General features: G+C 67.6%; 14 protein-coding genes. 4 read left to right on the top strand and 10 right to left on the bottom strand.

Annotation, left to right across the window (positions count from 1 at the left end; translation table 11 throughout):
* The first annotated feature begins 11 nt into the window (after positions 1–11).
* The 3 genes from MG068_RS12570 (at position 12) to MG068_RS12560 (ending at position 3,842) form a co-directional block, all read left to right on the top strand.
* Positions 12–2,300, top strand: coding sequence for an Orn/Lys/Arg family decarboxylase (locus MG068_RS12570; protein WP_132810362.1), 2,289 nt, complete (start codon positions 12–14; stop codon positions 2,298–2,300).
* A gap of 28 nt (positions 2,301–2,328) precedes the next feature.
* Positions 2,329–3,231 carry a cation diffusion facilitator family transporter gene (locus tag MG068_RS12565; RefSeq protein ID WP_132810361.1) on the top strand — a complete coding sequence of 301 codons (903 nt, stop codon included), beginning with the start codon at positions 2,329–2,331 and terminating at the stop codon, positions 3,229–3,231.
* Positions 3,232–3,407: 176 nt separating this feature from the next.
* The gene (locus MG068_RS12560; RefSeq protein WP_132810360.1) at positions 3,408–3,842 is read left to right on the top strand and encodes a RidA family protein; all 435 of its coding nucleotides are present in this window, start codon (positions 3,408–3,410) and stop codon (positions 3,840–3,842) included.
* Here the strand turns inward: MG068_RS12560 and MG068_RS12555 are convergent.
* The 9 genes from MG068_RS12555 to MG068_RS12515 all read right to left on the bottom strand — a co-directional run bounded on the left by MG068_RS12555 (position 3,839) and on the right by MG068_RS12515 (position 11,722).
* On the bottom strand, positions 3,839–4,552 hold the full coding sequence (locus MG068_RS12555) for an energy transducer TonB family protein (protein ID WP_049398426.1): 714 nt from the start codon (positions 4,550–4,552) through the stop codon (positions 3,839–3,841). The two genes, MG068_RS12560 and MG068_RS12555, sit on opposite strands and share 4 nt — an antisense overlap.
* Positions 4,545–5,345 carry a ChaN family lipoprotein gene (locus tag MG068_RS12550; RefSeq protein ID WP_132810359.1) on the bottom strand — a complete coding sequence of 267 codons (801 nt, stop codon included), beginning with the start codon at positions 5,343–5,345 and terminating at the stop codon, positions 4,545–4,547. Before MG068_RS12550 ends, MG068_RS12555 begins: the two co-directional genes overlap by 8 nt.
* Positions 5,332–7,803, bottom strand: coding sequence for a TonB-dependent receptor (locus MG068_RS12545; protein WP_132810358.1), 2,472 nt, complete (start codon positions 7,801–7,803; stop codon positions 5,332–5,334). The genes MG068_RS12550 and MG068_RS12545 overlap by 14 nt, the downstream gene beginning before the upstream one ends.
* A 64-nt stretch (positions 7,804–7,867) precedes the next feature.
* Positions 7,868–8,794 carry a FecR family protein gene (locus tag MG068_RS12540; protein WP_132810357.1) on the bottom strand — a complete coding sequence of 309 codons (927 nt, stop codon included), beginning with the start codon at positions 8,792–8,794 and terminating at the stop codon, positions 7,868–7,870.
* Positions 8,791–9,300: an RNA polymerase sigma factor gene (locus MG068_RS12535; RefSeq protein ID WP_132810356.1), complete on the bottom strand. Its 510-nt coding sequence runs from the start codon at positions 9,298–9,300 to the stop codon at positions 8,791–8,793. Before MG068_RS12535 ends, MG068_RS12540 begins: the two co-directional genes overlap by 4 nt.
* A gap of 124 nt (positions 9,301–9,424) precedes the next feature.
* Positions 9,425–9,931, bottom strand: a complete 507-nt coding sequence (locus tag MG068_RS12530) for a hypothetical protein (protein WP_132810355.1) — start codon at positions 9,929–9,931, stop codon at positions 9,425–9,427.
* A 98-nt stretch (positions 9,932–10,029) separates the two neighbouring features.
* The gene (locus tag MG068_RS12525; protein ID WP_032129370.1) at positions 10,030–10,254 is read right to left on the bottom strand and encodes a hypothetical protein; all 225 of its coding nucleotides are present in this window, start codon (positions 10,252–10,254) and stop codon (positions 10,030–10,032) included.
* Complete coding sequence (locus MG068_RS12520) at positions 10,251–10,952, bottom strand: glutamine amidotransferase (protein ID WP_107432356.1); 702 nt, start codon at positions 10,950–10,952, stop codon at positions 10,251–10,253. Before MG068_RS12520 ends, MG068_RS12525 begins: the two co-directional genes overlap by 4 nt.
* A complete protein-coding gene (locus MG068_RS12515) occupies positions 10,949–11,722 on the bottom strand; it encodes a YggS family pyridoxal phosphate-dependent enzyme (RefSeq protein WP_132810354.1) in 774 nt (257 codons plus the stop codon). The genes MG068_RS12520 and MG068_RS12515 overlap by 4 nt, the downstream gene beginning before the upstream one ends.
* A gap of 76 nt (positions 11,723–11,798) precedes the next feature.
* On the opposite strand from MG068_RS12515, the gene ptsJ reads away from it, so the two are divergent.
* Positions 11,799–13,085 carry a MocR-like B6 salvage transcription factor PtsJ gene (gene ptsJ, locus MG068_RS12510; RefSeq protein WP_132810353.1) on the top strand — a complete coding sequence of 429 codons (1,287 nt, stop codon included), beginning with the start codon at positions 11,799–11,801 and terminating at the stop codon, positions 13,083–13,085.
* A 134-nt stretch (positions 13,086–13,219) separates the two neighbouring features.
* On the opposite strand, the gene MG068_RS12505 is transcribed toward ptsJ, so the two are convergent.
* Entirely contained in the window at positions 13,220–13,726 is a 507-nt protein-coding gene (locus MG068_RS12505) for a hypothetical protein (protein WP_012511394.1), read from the bottom strand.
* Positions 13,727–13,780: the final 54 nt, after the last annotated feature.

The raw sequence follows: 13,780 nt of genomic DNA, 5'->3' as shown, positions 1-13,780 counted from the left end.
GGAGAATCAACGTGTACTTCAAGTCCCTGGATTACCCGGTCATTGTCATCGACAACGACTACGAGTCGCCGCGCATCGGTGGCATCCTGATCCGCGCCCTGGTGGAAGAGCTGCGCAGCAACGACCAGCGCGTGCTGTGCGGCCTGAACCTGGATGATGCCCGCGCCGGTGCCCGCACCTACGTGGCGGCCTCGGCGGTGCTGATCTCGATCGACGGCAGTGAAGAGGTGGATGGCGAGTTCCAGCGCCTGACCGCCTTCCTGCGCGAGCAGAGCGCACGCCGCGCCAATCTGCCGGTGTTCCTGTACGGCGAGCGCCGCACCATCGAGAAGGTGCCGAGCAAGCTGCTCAAGTACATCCACGGTTTCATCTTCCTGTTCGAAGATACCAAGAGCTTCATCTCGCGGCAGGTGATGCGCGCGGCCGAAGACTACATGAAGAACCTGCTGCCGCCGTTCTTCAAGGCATTGATCCACCATGCGGCCGAGTCGAACTACTCCTGGCACACGCCAGGCCATGCCGGCGGCGTGGCGTTCACCAAGTCGCCGGTCGGTCGTGCATTCCATCAGTTCTACGGTGAGAACACGCTGCGCAGCGATCTGTCGATCTCGGTGCCGGAACTGGGCTCGCTGCTCGACCACACCGGCCCGATCAAGGATGCCGAGAACGAGGCGGCGCGCAACTTCGGTGCCGACCATACCTTCTTCGTCACCAATGGAACCTCCACCGCCAACAAGATCGTCTGGCATGGCACGGTGGCCCGTGGCGATGTGGTGTTCGTCGATCGCAACTGCCACAAATCGCTGCTGCACGCGCTGATCATGACCGGCGCGGTGCCGGTGTATTTCACTCCCAGCCGCAACGCGCATGGCATCATCGGCCCGATCAGCCTGGACCAGTTCACGCCCGAGTCGCTGCAGCAGCGTATCGCCGCCAACCCGCTGGCCAGCAAGGCCTACAAGGCCGGCTCCAAGCCGCGCATCGCGGTGGTCACCAACTCCACCTACGATGGCCTGTGCTACAACGCCGAGAAGATCGCCGACGAGATCGGCAGCGCGGTGGACTTCCTGCATTTCGACGAAGCCTGGTACGCCTACGCTGCGTTCCATCCGTTCTACGAGAACCACTACGGCATGGCCAAGGGCAAGCCGCGCGAGCAGGATGCGATCATCTTCACCACGCATTCCACGCACAAGCTGCTGGCCGCGTTCTCGCAGGCCTCGATGATCCACGTGCGCAACTCGGCGCAGCGCGACCTGGATGCCGAGCGCTTCAACGAATCGTTCATGATGCACACCTCGACCAGCCCGCATTACGGGGTGATCGCGGCCTGCGATGTGGCGTCGAAGATGATGGAAGGCGATGCCGGCCGTTCGCTGGTACAGGAAATGCACGACGAGGCGATCGCGTTCCGCCGCGCGATGCTGCACGTCCGCGATGATCTCGGCCGCGACGACTGGTGGTTCAGCGTGTGGCAGCCGACCCAGGTCGAGCGCAGTCTGGACAAGGGCGATACGCCGGCACCGATGGTGGCCAAACGCGAGGAGTGGTACCTGCAGCCGGATGCGCACTGGCACGGCTTCGAGAACCTGGTGGATGACTATGTTCTGATCGACCCGATCAAGGTGACCCTGCTGACGCCGGGCCTGGTGATGGACGGCAGCATGGGCAAGCTGGGCATTCCGGCGGCGGTGCTGAGCAAGTTCCTGTGGGGCCGCGGCATCACCGTGGAGAAGACCAACCTGTACTCGGTGCTGTTCCTGTTCTCGATGGGCATCACCAAGGGCAAGTGGAGCACCCTGGTCACCGAACTGATGGCGTTCAAGGAACTGTACGACCGCAATGCGCCGCTCAGCCAGGCACTGCCGACGCTGGCCGCCGACTATCCGAATACCTACGCCGGTTGGGGCCTGCGTGACCTGTGCGACGCGCTGCATGCGTTCAACCAGGAGTTCGCGGTGGCCAAGGTGATGCGCGAGATGTACGTGGATCTGCCAACCCCGGTGATGACCCCGGCCGATGCCTACAACCACCTGGTGAAGGGCGAGATCGAGCGGGTCGACATCGAGCAGGTCAGTGGTCGCATCGCCGCGACCATGCTGGTGCCGTACCCGCCGGGCATTCCGACCATCATGCCGGGCGAGCGCTTCGGCGACAGCGATGAGCCGATCATCCAGTCGCTGCGCATCGCCCGTGAGCAGAATGCCCGCTTCCCGGGCTTCGAGTCGGACGTGCACGGGCTCATCATCGAGAACGACGGCGATGTGACCTCGTACAAGGTGGAGGTACTGAAGGCCTGACCGGCGACGGTCGGCCCTTCGGCGAACGATGGATACCGCGCGCGAGCAACGCATCCTGAAGTTCTCGATCGGGGTCACCATCGCGGTCAGCGTGGTCGGCTTCAGCGGTGGCCTGCTGGTGGGATCGCAGGCCATCCTGTTCGACGGTGTGTACAGCCTGGTCGACGTTGCCCTGACCCTGGTGTCGCTGTCGGTGCTGCGGCTGGTGGCGCGGGAACAGAGCCCGCGCTTCCAGTACGGCTACTGGCACCTGGAGCCGATGGTCGAGGCGCTGGGCGGTGTGATCCTGTCGCTGGCCTGCGTGTATGCGCTGGCCAACGCGGTGATCGGTTTGACCACGGGCGGACACGAGGTGAAATTCGGGCCCGCGCTGTGGTGGGCGGCGCTGCTGAGTTCCAGCAACCTGGCGATGGCGGCGTTCGTCGCCCAGCGGGCGCGGCATCTGCGCTCCGCGCTGTTGTGGCTGGATGTGCGCGGCTGGCTGCTGGGCGGGTTGATGAGCCTGGCGGTGGTGCTGGCCTTCGTGTTGGCGCTGGTCCTGCACGGTGGCGAGTGGCACCACTGGGTGCCGTACCTGGATTCGATCGTGCTGGCGTTGATCAGCCTGGCGGTGTTGCCGGTGCCGGCGCGGAGTGCCTGGAAGGCCATGCGCGAAGTGCTGCAGGTGGCACCGGATGATCTGGACCGGCGCGTGCAGCGGGTGATGCAGGCGTTCGTCGCCGAGCGTGGCTATGCCGGTTTCACCAGCCATGTGGCGAAGATGGGGCGGATGCGCTTCATCGAGATCCACGTGCTGGCCGACCCGGCCACGCCGCTGGGTTCAGTGGGCGAGGTCGATGCGATGCGTGACGAGATTGCAGTGCGGCTGGATGCGCGGGGCAGCACGTTCTGGTTGACCATTGATTTCACCGCAGACCCAGCGTGGACGTGACCACGCTTCTGTAGAGTCTTGCTCGACTGCTTCTGGTCGGTGGAAGTCGAGCAGGCTCGAGTCCACGGGAACGCGCGATCGTTGCGCATGGCGGACTACTCTGTTGCACAGGACCCATTTGACCTCAACCGGAGTTGAGGTCACAGACTGCCGGCATCCCCCACGAGGCGCGCGGCATGAACCTGCTGACCACACCGGACCTCAGCCATGGCCTGATGGAACTGTTCAATCCACCGGGTCTCTACGATCCTTCGGCCAACGGCTACTCTCACGTGGCGGTGGTGCGCCTGCCGGCGCGGGTGATCCATGTCGCAGGGCAGGGCGGCGAAGATGCCCAGGGCCGCCTCTCGCCCGGCTTCGAAGAACAGGTCGGGCAGGCGCTGGACAACCTGCAGACCGCGCTGCGATCGGCGCAGGCAAGTCTGGCCGATGTGGCGCGGCTGCGCATCCTGGTGGTCGACCACGATGAGGACCGGCTGGGCATCATCGCCCACCAGGTGCGACGGCGCTGGCCGAACCGCGCGGCGCCCACCTGCACGCTGATCCCGGTGCCGCGACTGGCGTTGGACGGCATGCTGTTCGAGATCGAGGCGGAGGCCTACGCCGCCTAGCGCAGGTAGTACTCCACCGGCACCACCAGTTCCTGTGGTGCCTTCAGTTCATCGGGAATGGGCGGCAGCGGCTGCGCGCGACGGAAGGTCTGCAGCGCAGCGTCATCGAGCATCGGCTGGCCACTGGACTGCTCCAGCCGCAGCGCCAGCAGGCGACCTTCGCGGTCGATGCTGGCCCTGACCCAGGCAGTGCCCTGCTGCCGGCGCGAGCGCGCGGCGGCAGGGTAATAGCGGTAACGCTCCAGCCGCGCCATCAGGCGGGCTTCCCACTGGTCGCTGGCGGCGCCGGCCTGGAAGTCCGCCGGTGGCGCGTCTGGAGCGGGCGGCGCGGCCGTGATCGATGCCGGTGCGGGACTTGCATCGGTCGCGGCCGCAGGCGGGGCGACCGGCAGCGGCTTTCGACCCGTCCCGCCCGTTTCGCTGGCGGCCAACTCGCCCTCGCGCGCGGCGGTAGGCTTCGGTGGTGGCGGCGACTTGGTCGGTTGCGATGCACGCGCCTGCTGCGCCTGGCTGGGGGTATCGGCCTGGCGCTCCTCTACGGGCTGTGGCGGCGTGGCCGGTGCCAGCAGGCGCAGGCTGATGCGCACGTCCTGCTCCGGCGGTGGCAGCATCGGCGGCATTGCAACCCAGTGCACCAACAGCAGCAGGGGCAGCAGGTGCAGGACGACGGTGATCACGATCGCCTGCCAGTGTTGGCCGCGCTCACTCATCGTCCAGCACCCACAGCAGATCGGCATCAGCAGCACCGACGGTTTCACCCGGCGAGGCCAATGCGATCACCAGCGCAGGCGTATCCGGTGACAGGTAGCCCGGCACCCCGGTGCCGCGCAGCACATGCCAGCGACCGGCTACCAGCAGCGCGGGTGTGGGTGCTGCGGTCAGCACCTGTGCCATGCGCGTGTCGCGGGCCTGTTGCACGGCCAGCATCCCTTCCAGCATCGGTGCCGCGTCTGCGTGCTGGGCCAGTACCACATCCGACAGGCGTTGGCGGGCGGCGGGCACCGGGAACCGCGCCGCATCAGCGGACGCCAGGTGGGCGTTGACCTCGACGCGCGCGAGATTGCCGCCGAACAAGGGGATGCCGGCAGCGGTGGCGTCCTGCACCAGCCCGCCGTAGGCGGTCCACGGCCATCGTGTATCCCAGCCCAGCAACTCCTGCAGGCGCGCACCGTCGGCATGGTTGCCCTTGGCCAGCCAGCGCTGCACCCGCTGCAGGCGCGGCTGGCGTTCGCTGGCAATCATCTCCAGCACCAGCGCGCCTTGTGGACGCTGCTGCTGCAGCGCGTGCAGCAGCCAGCGCTGGGCAGCGTGGTCACCGGCCAGGTCGTGGCGTTCGCCCAGCAGCAGTCGCGGAGCGTTCGCTGCGCGCTTCACGAACGCAGCTTCGTCCAGGGTCTGGCCGCTGGCGAGGTCCAGCACCTTGCCGGGCATCGGCTGCGCGCTGGCCATCGACGCGAGCGCGAGCAGGCACAGCGGCAGCCAGTGGCGGCTAGAACGCCACATTGACGCCCATCGAGACGGTGCGGCCACGGCCGTTGCCGCGGTCCAGGATCGGACTGAAGATGCTGTCGATCGAGGCATTGTTGTCATAGGCCTTGTTCTGCAGGTTTTCGATGTTCAGCCACAGCGTGGTGTTGGCCTGCGGCTTGAAGCTGGCGTAGAAGTCCAGCAGCACGCCGGTGCCGCCGGTCTTGCGGGTCTGGAAGAAGTCGTAGCCTTCCTCGGTCGGGCCGGAGTACTCGGCGCGCAGGCCGGCCTGCACGCGCTGCTGCCACCAGCGGCCGCCCACGTCCAGCGTCCAGTAGCGGTCGGGCAGGGCAGTGATGTCTTCCAGGTTGACGAACTCGATGGCCGGCGCGCTGGTGCGCGAGCGGGTCCAGCTCAGCGTGGCGTGGTAGTGCTCGCTGGCGTAATGGGCTTCCAGTTCGATGCCGCGCATGCGCACCACGCCGGGGTGGTTCATCCAGCGCGTGGTGGCGCTGAAGTCGTCGGCGTCCAGCACATCGGTCCAGGCATTGAGCTGCGGATCGCTGTCGATCGGCACCACGAACGGTTCCACTTCCGGCGGATGCACGATCAGCAGGTACTGCGGCTTGATGTAGTCGCGGATGCGGTTGTCGAAGCGGGTGACCCGCAGTTGTGCCAGGTCACCGTCGACCAGCAGCGAGTCGGTGCTGAGGTTGGCGCCGAACTGCAGGTTGCGCGAGCGCTCGCGGCGCAGGAACGGATTGGCGCCGATGCCGTCGGCGACGCTGGCGTCCTCCAGCGGGATCTTCTCGAAGAACATTTCCTGCACGCGCGGCGGCCGCGACGTGCGCGAGACCTCGGCGAACAGCTGCAGCCAGTCGGTGGCCTGCAGTGAAACCGCCAGGCTCGGGCTGAGTGCGCGCTCTGTGCGACGCACGTCGATGTCGCCGCCATTGATCTCCGCGCACTGGCCGGGCACATCCGAGCACACCGGGATGTGACCACGGATGCCGAAGCGGTCCTGGCGCAGTCCTGCGGTCAGGGCATAGATGTCGTACTGCAGCTCCAGCGTGCTGAACACACTGTCCAGCTGGCTGCGACCCTGCGGGTTGGCACCGCGCAGGATGGGCGTATCGGCCACATAGATGTCCGATTGGTGCTTGATGCCGGTGTTCCAGCGCGCCTGCAGTGCACCGATGTCGAAGCGGCTGGTGTTGTCCACGGTCCAGCTGCTAAGGCTGCTGTGGGTGCGGCGGCCGATGTAGCTGGAGTCCTCCACCGGCGGGTAGAACAGCCGGGTCTTGTTGCTGGCGAAGGTCGCACGCAGGTCGATCCACGGCGAATAGGGTGTGTAGTGGTAACTGGCGCGCTGGTTGCGCGCGGAAATCTGCCACGGATAGTTGTGGTAGAAGTCGTTTTCGTAACGCATGTGGCTCAGGTCCAGCCGATGCTGGTCGCTGGGCTGCAGGCGCGCCTTCAACAGCCAGCTGCTGGGCTGCTGGCTGCCCGGATCGGCGTTGTTCTTCTGCCCGCGTGCGGTCGCGTATTCGCTGCTGCGGCTGCTGCTGGCGGCGGCCAGCAGGCCGAACTGGCGGTCGCCACCCTCTTCGCTGTGGCGCCAGGCACCGGCGAAGGTACGGCCACTGCCGTAGCCGTTGTTGCCGTGGCGGTAGCCCGCACGCAGGCCCCAGTCGCGCCCCTCGCCGAGCAGATCGTCGATGTCCAGCGTGCGGAAGTTGGCACTGCCGGCCAGCGTGCCGGCGCCATCACCACCGGCGACCGCACCGCGCTGCACGTCCACACCGGCCAGCAGGAAGGGATCGACATAGGCGAACGGGCCGCCCGAGCCGTGCCCGGCATTGTTGCGGAAGGTCTGGGTGACACCGTCGATCATGGTGTTGACCCGGCCGGCACCGGTCATGCCGCGGATGTTGACCTGCAGGCCAGGTTGACTGCGCGAATGGAAGCTGTGGGTGCCCGGCATCGAACGCAGCAGGCTGTTGCCTTCCTGGCGTTCGGCCATCGCCACGCGCTCGCTGCCCACCGAGGGCGCAAAGCCATCGCGGGTGGCCGGTACATATTGACTGGCGCCGGCACCCGGTGCCTGACCGTGTGCGGTAGTACCCTGCACACGCAGCGGGCCAGTGCGACGGCTGCCATCGGCGCGTTCAGCCGGTGCCGGCTCCAGGGCGGCACGACGCGCATCGACGAAGCGCGGGCGCAGGCCGCTGCCTGCCAACAGGCGCGACAGGGCCTGCGCATCGTCGAAGTCACCGCGCAGCGCAGGCGCCGAATGGCCAGCGGGCAGCGCCGCGCCGATCACCAGATCGACTCCGGTCAGCCGGCTGTAGGCATCCAGCGCGGCAGCCAGCGGCTGTGCGGGCAGATCGTAGGTACGGGTGGCGGTCTGTGCGTGGGCACTGCCGGGCAGCAGCGGAAGGGCACTGGTACAGGCCAGCGACAGGGCGAGGACAAGGGGGCGGGGGCACAGCATCGGGGGCTCCAGGGGCTGACGCAGAGCGTCGTCATCCTGGGTAGACGCAGCCGCAGGCCGGATGTCAGGGTCCATCACGCTGTTCCCTGCGTGGCGGCAGCCACACCTGTATGCCCGCGCCGAGGCGCAGCACGCGCACCTGCAACTGAGTGGCCAACTGGTCGCGGTTGCCGGCCGCACCGTCGGCACTGCCAAGCAGGGTGACCGGCTGCTGGCGCAGCTGCTCGCCGACGACCCACGTGTGCCCGCCATGCCAGCGGTCCAGGCCCTGCGTGACGTCGGCCAGTGGGGCCGAGACCCAATGCAGGCGCCGCTCGCGCCAGGCCAATGCTCCGGGGGCGGTCGTTGTTGCATGGGCTGTTGCCTGCCCATCGAAGCGCAGCTGTTCGCCGTGGTCAGCCAGCATGCTGACGTTGCCGCTGTCCACGCGCACGCGATGCTCGGTAACGGTGACCACGCTGCTGTTGCCCTGCACGGCAAGATCGAATGCGGTCCCCAGTGCAGTGACGGTGCCCTGTGGGGTATGCACCTGGAAGGGCCGGTCGGCATCGGCGGCGACCTGGAACCAGGCCTGGCCGCGCTGCAGCTGGAGCTGGCGGCGCTGCCCATCGATGCGCACCTTCACTTCGCTGCCGGGTGACAGCAGGACATGCGAGCCATCCCGAAGGGTCTCCTCGCGGATCTCGCCAGCGGCCGTTCGCAGGACCTGCGCTACAGGCGGCGACACATGGCGGCTGTAGAGACCCAGCGCGCACAGCAACAGAACCGCAATGCCGGCTTCGCGCAGGCGACGGCGTTGCCTGCGCTGCTGTTGCCGCTGCAGGCTGGGCAGCGTCGCACCGGCCTGCCACAGGTGTTGCAGATGCCGGTACTGCGCAGCATGGCGGGGGTCGGCCTGGTACCACTGCTCGAACGCGTTCTCGTCGCGGCCACCGTCGTGCCCGTCCAGCCACCAGCGTGCAGCTTCGCGCGCGATCGCGTCCAGGCTCATGCGCCCGGCACCTGCTGCAGGGCGACCAGTGCGCGCAGCAGATGGCCATGCGCGGTCTGCCGGCTGATGCCGAGCTGGCGCCCGATCTCGGCCAGCGCCAACTGTTCAACCCGCGCCAGCAGGAACACCTGGCGCGAGCGCGGTGGCAGCGCGGCGATGATCGCGTCGAGGCGGCGCAGCTGTTCGGCGTCGAGCAGTCGCTGCTCGGGCAGTGGTGCAGGATCGGCGATGGCCTGCAGCTGCGTGTCATCCAGTACCTCTTCGCGACGGCGCTGGCGCTGCCGGTAGTGATCCGCGATCAGGTTGTGGGCGACGCGGTACAGATAGGCGCGGCCGTTGCTCAGCAGGCCGCTGGCGGCGACTTTGACGACACGCAGCCAGGTTTCCTGGACGACGTCATCGGCGTCGCTGCGTTGCGGGAGTTTGCGGCGGACATGGGCGTGCAGCGGCCGGTAATGGGCCGCGCACAGCTGCGCGACATCCGTCGGTTCGACAGGCGTGGACACGGGGCGGGCGACAACTGGGAAAGGGAACAGCCCGCGGCGGCAAGGGCAGCGGCTGCACCTTACAGCAAAAGAGAATCATTTGCATCCATGGCGCGAGGCACGGCACGCATGGGTCACCGCGGCGTCAGCGCGGACGATAGTCGCAGTGGATCTGCAGGGCTTCGGTGGCGTTGTGATGCAGCTCGAAGCCGCACTGCTGCAGGCTGCGCTTCACCTGCGCGACGGCTTCGGAATGAAGGGCAACGCGACGATCCTGCCAGCGCAGTGGGGTGAACACGCCCAGGGGCAGCAGCCGCAGCCGCTTGCCGTGCAGTACCAGTGAGACATCGACATGACGGCCATCGATGTCGTGGCCGTTGGCACCGAAGATGGCGTCGACTTCATCCCGGCGCTGCGGATAACAGGCACGGAAGAGGGTGATGCCGAGCCGACGCACCAGGCGGCGGAAGCCACCGAGACGGCTGTGGCTGGGTTCGAAGCCACGGGTGAGCAGTAGCCGCAGCCCCACAGGCAGCATTGCCTGCGCGTCGAGCAGGCGTTGCAGTACCTCTTCTTCCAGTTGGATGCGGGTGGAGGGCCAGCGCGGGGCGATGAGCAGTCCGTGGTGGTTGCCGCGTTGCAGGGTCAGCATCGGTGAAGCTTCGCACGCGGCCGAACAGCCGCGGTAGTGCCGGCCGCTGGCCGGCAGATTCGAGTACCGGCCAGCGGCCGGCACTACCGTGACGATCATCAGAGGTCGCGGTACTGGATCTGCGAAGCCAGTACGCGCAGGCCGTCGGCATTGCTGGACAGGATGCGCTCTTCGCCAACACCTTTCTGCCGTTTCAGCTGGAAGCCCTGATCCGCAGGCAGTTGTGCCGCGATGGCGTCCATGCGCTGCAGGGCATCAGGGCCGCTGCAGTCGAAGTGGCCCCAATAGACGCCATCGCGGTGGATCTGCAATCGATAGTTCATCGCGGTGTCTCCGGCAGGTCCTGCAGCCAATGGTCGAACATCGCGGTGGCGGCCGCGGCCAGTGGTGCGCCATAGCGACGCGCCTGCGCGCGCAGATCATTCGGATCGATGCCGGCCTGGGCCAGCTCCAGCGTGTGGCCGACCAGCCAACGCTCGAACTGGCGGGCGTCCAGTTCCGGATGGCATTGCAGGGCCAGTGCGTGGTTGCCGATGGCGAAGGCCTGGTGGCGGCAGGCCGGCGTGCTGGCCAGGCGGCGTGCACCGGCCGGAAGGTCGAACGCCTCACCATGCCAATGCAGTACCGGAATGCCCTGCAGGGCCTGCAGCGGCGAGCGCTGGCCTTCATCGGTCAGCAGCAGTGGCGCAAAGCCGATCTCCTTGCCGCCGCTGGGAGCGACACTGGCACCGAGTGCACGCGCCATCAGTTGTGCACCCAGGCAGATGCCCAGGGTTGGCCGCTGCTGCTGCAGCCGGCGCTGCAGCAGGGCGATGCTGTCGGTGACGAAGGGATAGGTCGCTGTGTCATTGGCACTGATCGGGCCGCCCAGCACCACCAGCAGGTCGGCTGTTGCGGCGGAGTCCAGCGCGTCGATACCGGCCTGCAGCACCTGCAGCTGCCAGCCTTGGGCCAGCAGCAACGGTTGCAGGGTGCCGAGGTCTTCAAAGGCAACGTGTTGCAGCACAACCGCGTGCTTCATGCCGGGGCTCCGCTGTTCGGCCAGTAGAAGCTGTCCGGGGTGGCGCGGGCACCGAAGATGGCCTGGCCGACGCGGACCACGGTGGCACCTTCCTCGATGGCCACTTCGAAATCACCGGACATGCCCATCGACAGCTGCGACAGGTCAAGGCCGGGTGGGGCGACGCGCTGCAGCTGGTCGCGCAGGTCACGTAGGCGCACGAAGCAGGCGCGCACGCGCTCGACCTCGGGGGTGAAGATGGCCAGGGTCATCAGGCCGCGCACGCGCAGGCGATCGAAGGCCGGCAGCTGCTGCACGAAGGCCTCGACTGCGTCGGGTTCCAGTCCGTACTTGCTCGGTTCGGCCGAGGTGTTGACCTGCACGAACACATCCAGCGTGCGGTCTTCCAGTTGCAGGCGCTGCTGCAGGGCCTCGGCCACGCGCAGGCTGTCCAGCGCCTGGAACTCGCTGGCGAAGCGTGCCACGTAGCGCGCCTTGTTGGTCTGCAGATGGCCGATTATCGACCAGTGCACGCCCAGGTCGGCCATTGCTTCGGCCTTGCGCTGCGCCTCCTGCACCTTGTTCTCGCCCAGTTCGTGACAGCCTGCGGCCACCGCCATGCGGATGCGGGCGTCATCGACGGTCTTGCTGACCGGCAGCAGGCGCACGCTGGCCGGGTCGCGGCCGACACGTGCACAGGCGTCGGCGATGCGTTGGCGCACCGTGACCAGGTTGGCGGCGATCTGTTCAACGGACTGGGCGACGGGCCAGTCGGCAGCGGCAAGGGGCATGCGGGTACCTCCAATGCAGGGTGGCCAGGGTGGGATACACTGGCACAGGACAAGAGATATTTTGGCATAGGACAAAATGAAAATCACCGGGCATAGCGCCGAGTCGATCTTCGACAGCATCCGCGACGGCATCGGCAAGGGCCGTCTGCTGGCTGGCAGCGTGCTGCCGCCGGTGCGTGAGCTGGCCGAGCAGCTGGGGGTGAACCGCAATACGGTGGCCGCTGCCTACAAGCGATTGGATGCGGCGGGCCTGGCCAGCACGGCGGGCCGTCGTGGCACGGTGGTGCGCGGATTGCCGCCGACGCTGGCGCGCGAGGGCAGCACACCAGGGCTGGCGCTGCAGGACCTCGCCGGTGGCAACCCGGACCCGCGCCTGCTGCCGAACCTGCGCCTGGCGCCGGCCGCGCCGCGTTTGTACGGCGTAGGCACGGTCGACCCGAGGTTGCAGGCGCTGGCAAGGGCCTCGCTGGATGCGGACTGCCCGGAGGGCTATGCGCTGGAGCTGACCCATGGCGCGGTCGACGGCATCGAACGCCTGCTGGCGGCGTGGCTGCTGCCGGGGGATCGCATCGCGGTGGAGGATCCGTGCTTCCTCGGCAGCCTCAACGTGCTCAATGCGGTGGGCCATGCGCCGTTGCCGGTGGCGGTGGACGCGCATGGCATGCAGGTCGATTCGCTGCGGCAGGCGCTGGAGGCCGGCGCACGCGCGGTGCTGCTGACCCCGCGGGCACACAACCCGACCGGGGCCAGCCTGGATGCGAAGCGGGCGCGGGCGTTGCGGCAGCTGTTGGCGGCCTACCCGCAGGTGGCGGTGCTGATCGACGATCACTACGCGCTGCTTTCGCAGCAGGCCTATCACTCGGTGCTGCCGCTGGATGGTCGTCGCTGGGCCGTGCTGCGTTCGTTGTCCAAGCCACTGGGTCCGGACCTGCGGCTGGCCTGGCTGGCCTGCGATGAGGAGACCGCATCGCGGTTGCGGTTGCGGTTGGCGTCCGGCACCGGCTGGGTCAGCCATCTGCTGCAGGATGCGGCGACTTCGGTGCTGGCGTCGGCGACGCAGCGGGCGAAGATCGCCTCGGCAGGTGAGCGTTACCAGCAGCGCCTGCAGTCGCTGCAGGAACTGCTGCGTGCGCGGGGCGTGCCGACACCGCAACCGATGGAAGGATTGAACCTGTGGCTGCCGTTGCCAACCGACAGCCATCCGCAGGTGCTGGCACTGGCTTCGCGCGGATGGCATGTGCGCGCAGGCGAAGTGTTCGCGGTGGCAGCGCCGGGACATGGGCTGCGCATTACGTGTGCGGCGCTGGGATCGGCGCAGCTGCGGCAGCTGGCCGATGACCTGGCAGCGGTGTGCGGTCTGTAGCGTCGAGCTTGCTCGACTTTGCTTCGCTTTTGTAGAGCCGAGCCATGCTCGGCTGCTGTTGTGTAGAAGCAGTCGAGCATGGCTCGACTCTACATGACCGGCAGTCGAGCATGGCTCGACGCTACAGAAGCCGATCAGGGCGCGGCGTTGGCGCCGGGGCGCACGTAGTAGGACTGGCCGCTGTCATCGACGAACATCAGCTCCGGCTTGCCCTGCCAGGAGGTGAGCATGGCGCCGGTGTTGTTCTGGTGCTTGACCATCAGGCTGGCACCGCGGTCGGGGTTGGCGACGACCTTGAACACTTCGGTGGTGCCGGTGGCATCGTCCAGGGTGAGCAGGGCTTCGCCGCCGCGGTCGCTGGTGCCGTAGCCGCCGCGTTCGGAGCCGTCGGGGCCGAGCAGGATCAGGCCGGACAAGGCGGTGGCGCGCGGCCCCTGGGTGCGGCCCTGGCTGAGCGGATCGGGAACCGGTGCGCCGAGGATTACCCGCGGTTGGCCGCTTGCATCGTGGATGATCAGCCCGCGTGCCTCGATGATGCGCTGTGGCGATTGGCTGCGATGCAGGTTCCAGGCGGTCCAGCCGGAAACAAGCAGGGCGAGGGTCGAGACCACCAGGGTGGTCAGCAGCAGCGCACGGGACATCGGGTCGTCCTTCCTTGGATGTGCCGACGATAGCGGATGCGGACCGGCAATGGC

Origin of the sequence: Stenotrophomonas sp. ASS1 (assembly GCF_004346925.1) — a bacterium.
GTDB classification, from domain to species: domain Bacteria; phylum Pseudomonadota; class Gammaproteobacteria; order Xanthomonadales; family Xanthomonadaceae; genus Stenotrophomonas; species Stenotrophomonas maltophilia_A.
Note: the sequence above shows the minus strand (reverse complement) of the source record. Positions and strands in the feature narration are given on the sequence as shown.

Excerpts from the sequence above, each read along its gene's own strand:
- MG068_RS12540 (WP_132810357.1), bottom strand. The coding sequence starts at position 8,794 with ATGAGCCTGGACGCGATCGCGCGCGAAGCTGCACGCTGGTGGCTGGAC.
- MG068_RS12530 (WP_132810355.1), bottom strand. The coding sequence starts at position 9,931 with ATGCTGACCCTGCAACGCGGCAACCACCACGGACTGCTCATCGCCCCG.
- MG068_RS12550 (WP_132810359.1), bottom strand. The coding sequence starts at position 5,345 with ATGTGGCGTTCTAGCCGCCACTGGCTGCCGCTGTGCCTGCTCGCGCTC.
- MG068_RS12545 (WP_132810358.1), bottom strand. The coding sequence starts at position 7,803 with ATGCTGTGCCCCCGCCCCCTTGTCCTCGCCCTGTCGCTGGCCTGTACC.
- MG068_RS12505 (WP_012511394.1), bottom strand. The coding sequence starts at position 13,726 with ATGTCCCGTGCGCTGCTGCTGACCACCCTGGTGGTCTCGACCCTCGCC.
- MG068_RS12520 (WP_107432356.1), bottom strand. The coding sequence starts at position 10,952 with ATGAAGCACGCGGTTGTGCTGCAACACGTTGCCTTTGAAGACCTCGGC.
- ptsJ (WP_132810353.1), top strand. The coding sequence starts at position 11,799 with ATGAAAATCACCGGGCATAGCGCCGAGTCGATCTTCGACAGCATCCGC.
- MG068_RS12555 (WP_049398426.1), bottom strand. The coding sequence starts at position 4,552 with ATGAGTGAGCGCGGCCAACACTGGCAGGCGATCGTGATCACCGTCGTC.
- MG068_RS12515 (WP_132810354.1), bottom strand. The coding sequence starts at position 11,722 with ATGCCCCTTGCCGCTGCCGACTGGCCCGTCGCCCAGTCCGTTGAACAG.
- MG068_RS12560 (WP_132810360.1), top strand. The coding sequence starts at position 3,408 with ATGAACCTGCTGACCACACCGGACCTCAGCCATGGCCTGATGGAACTG.
- MG068_RS12525 (WP_032129370.1), bottom strand. The coding sequence starts at position 10,254 with ATGAACTATCGATTGCAGATCCACCGCGATGGCGTCTATTGGGGCCAC.
- MG068_RS12565 (WP_132810361.1), top strand. The coding sequence starts at position 2,329 with ATGGATACCGCGCGCGAGCAACGCATCCTGAAGTTCTCGATCGGGGTC.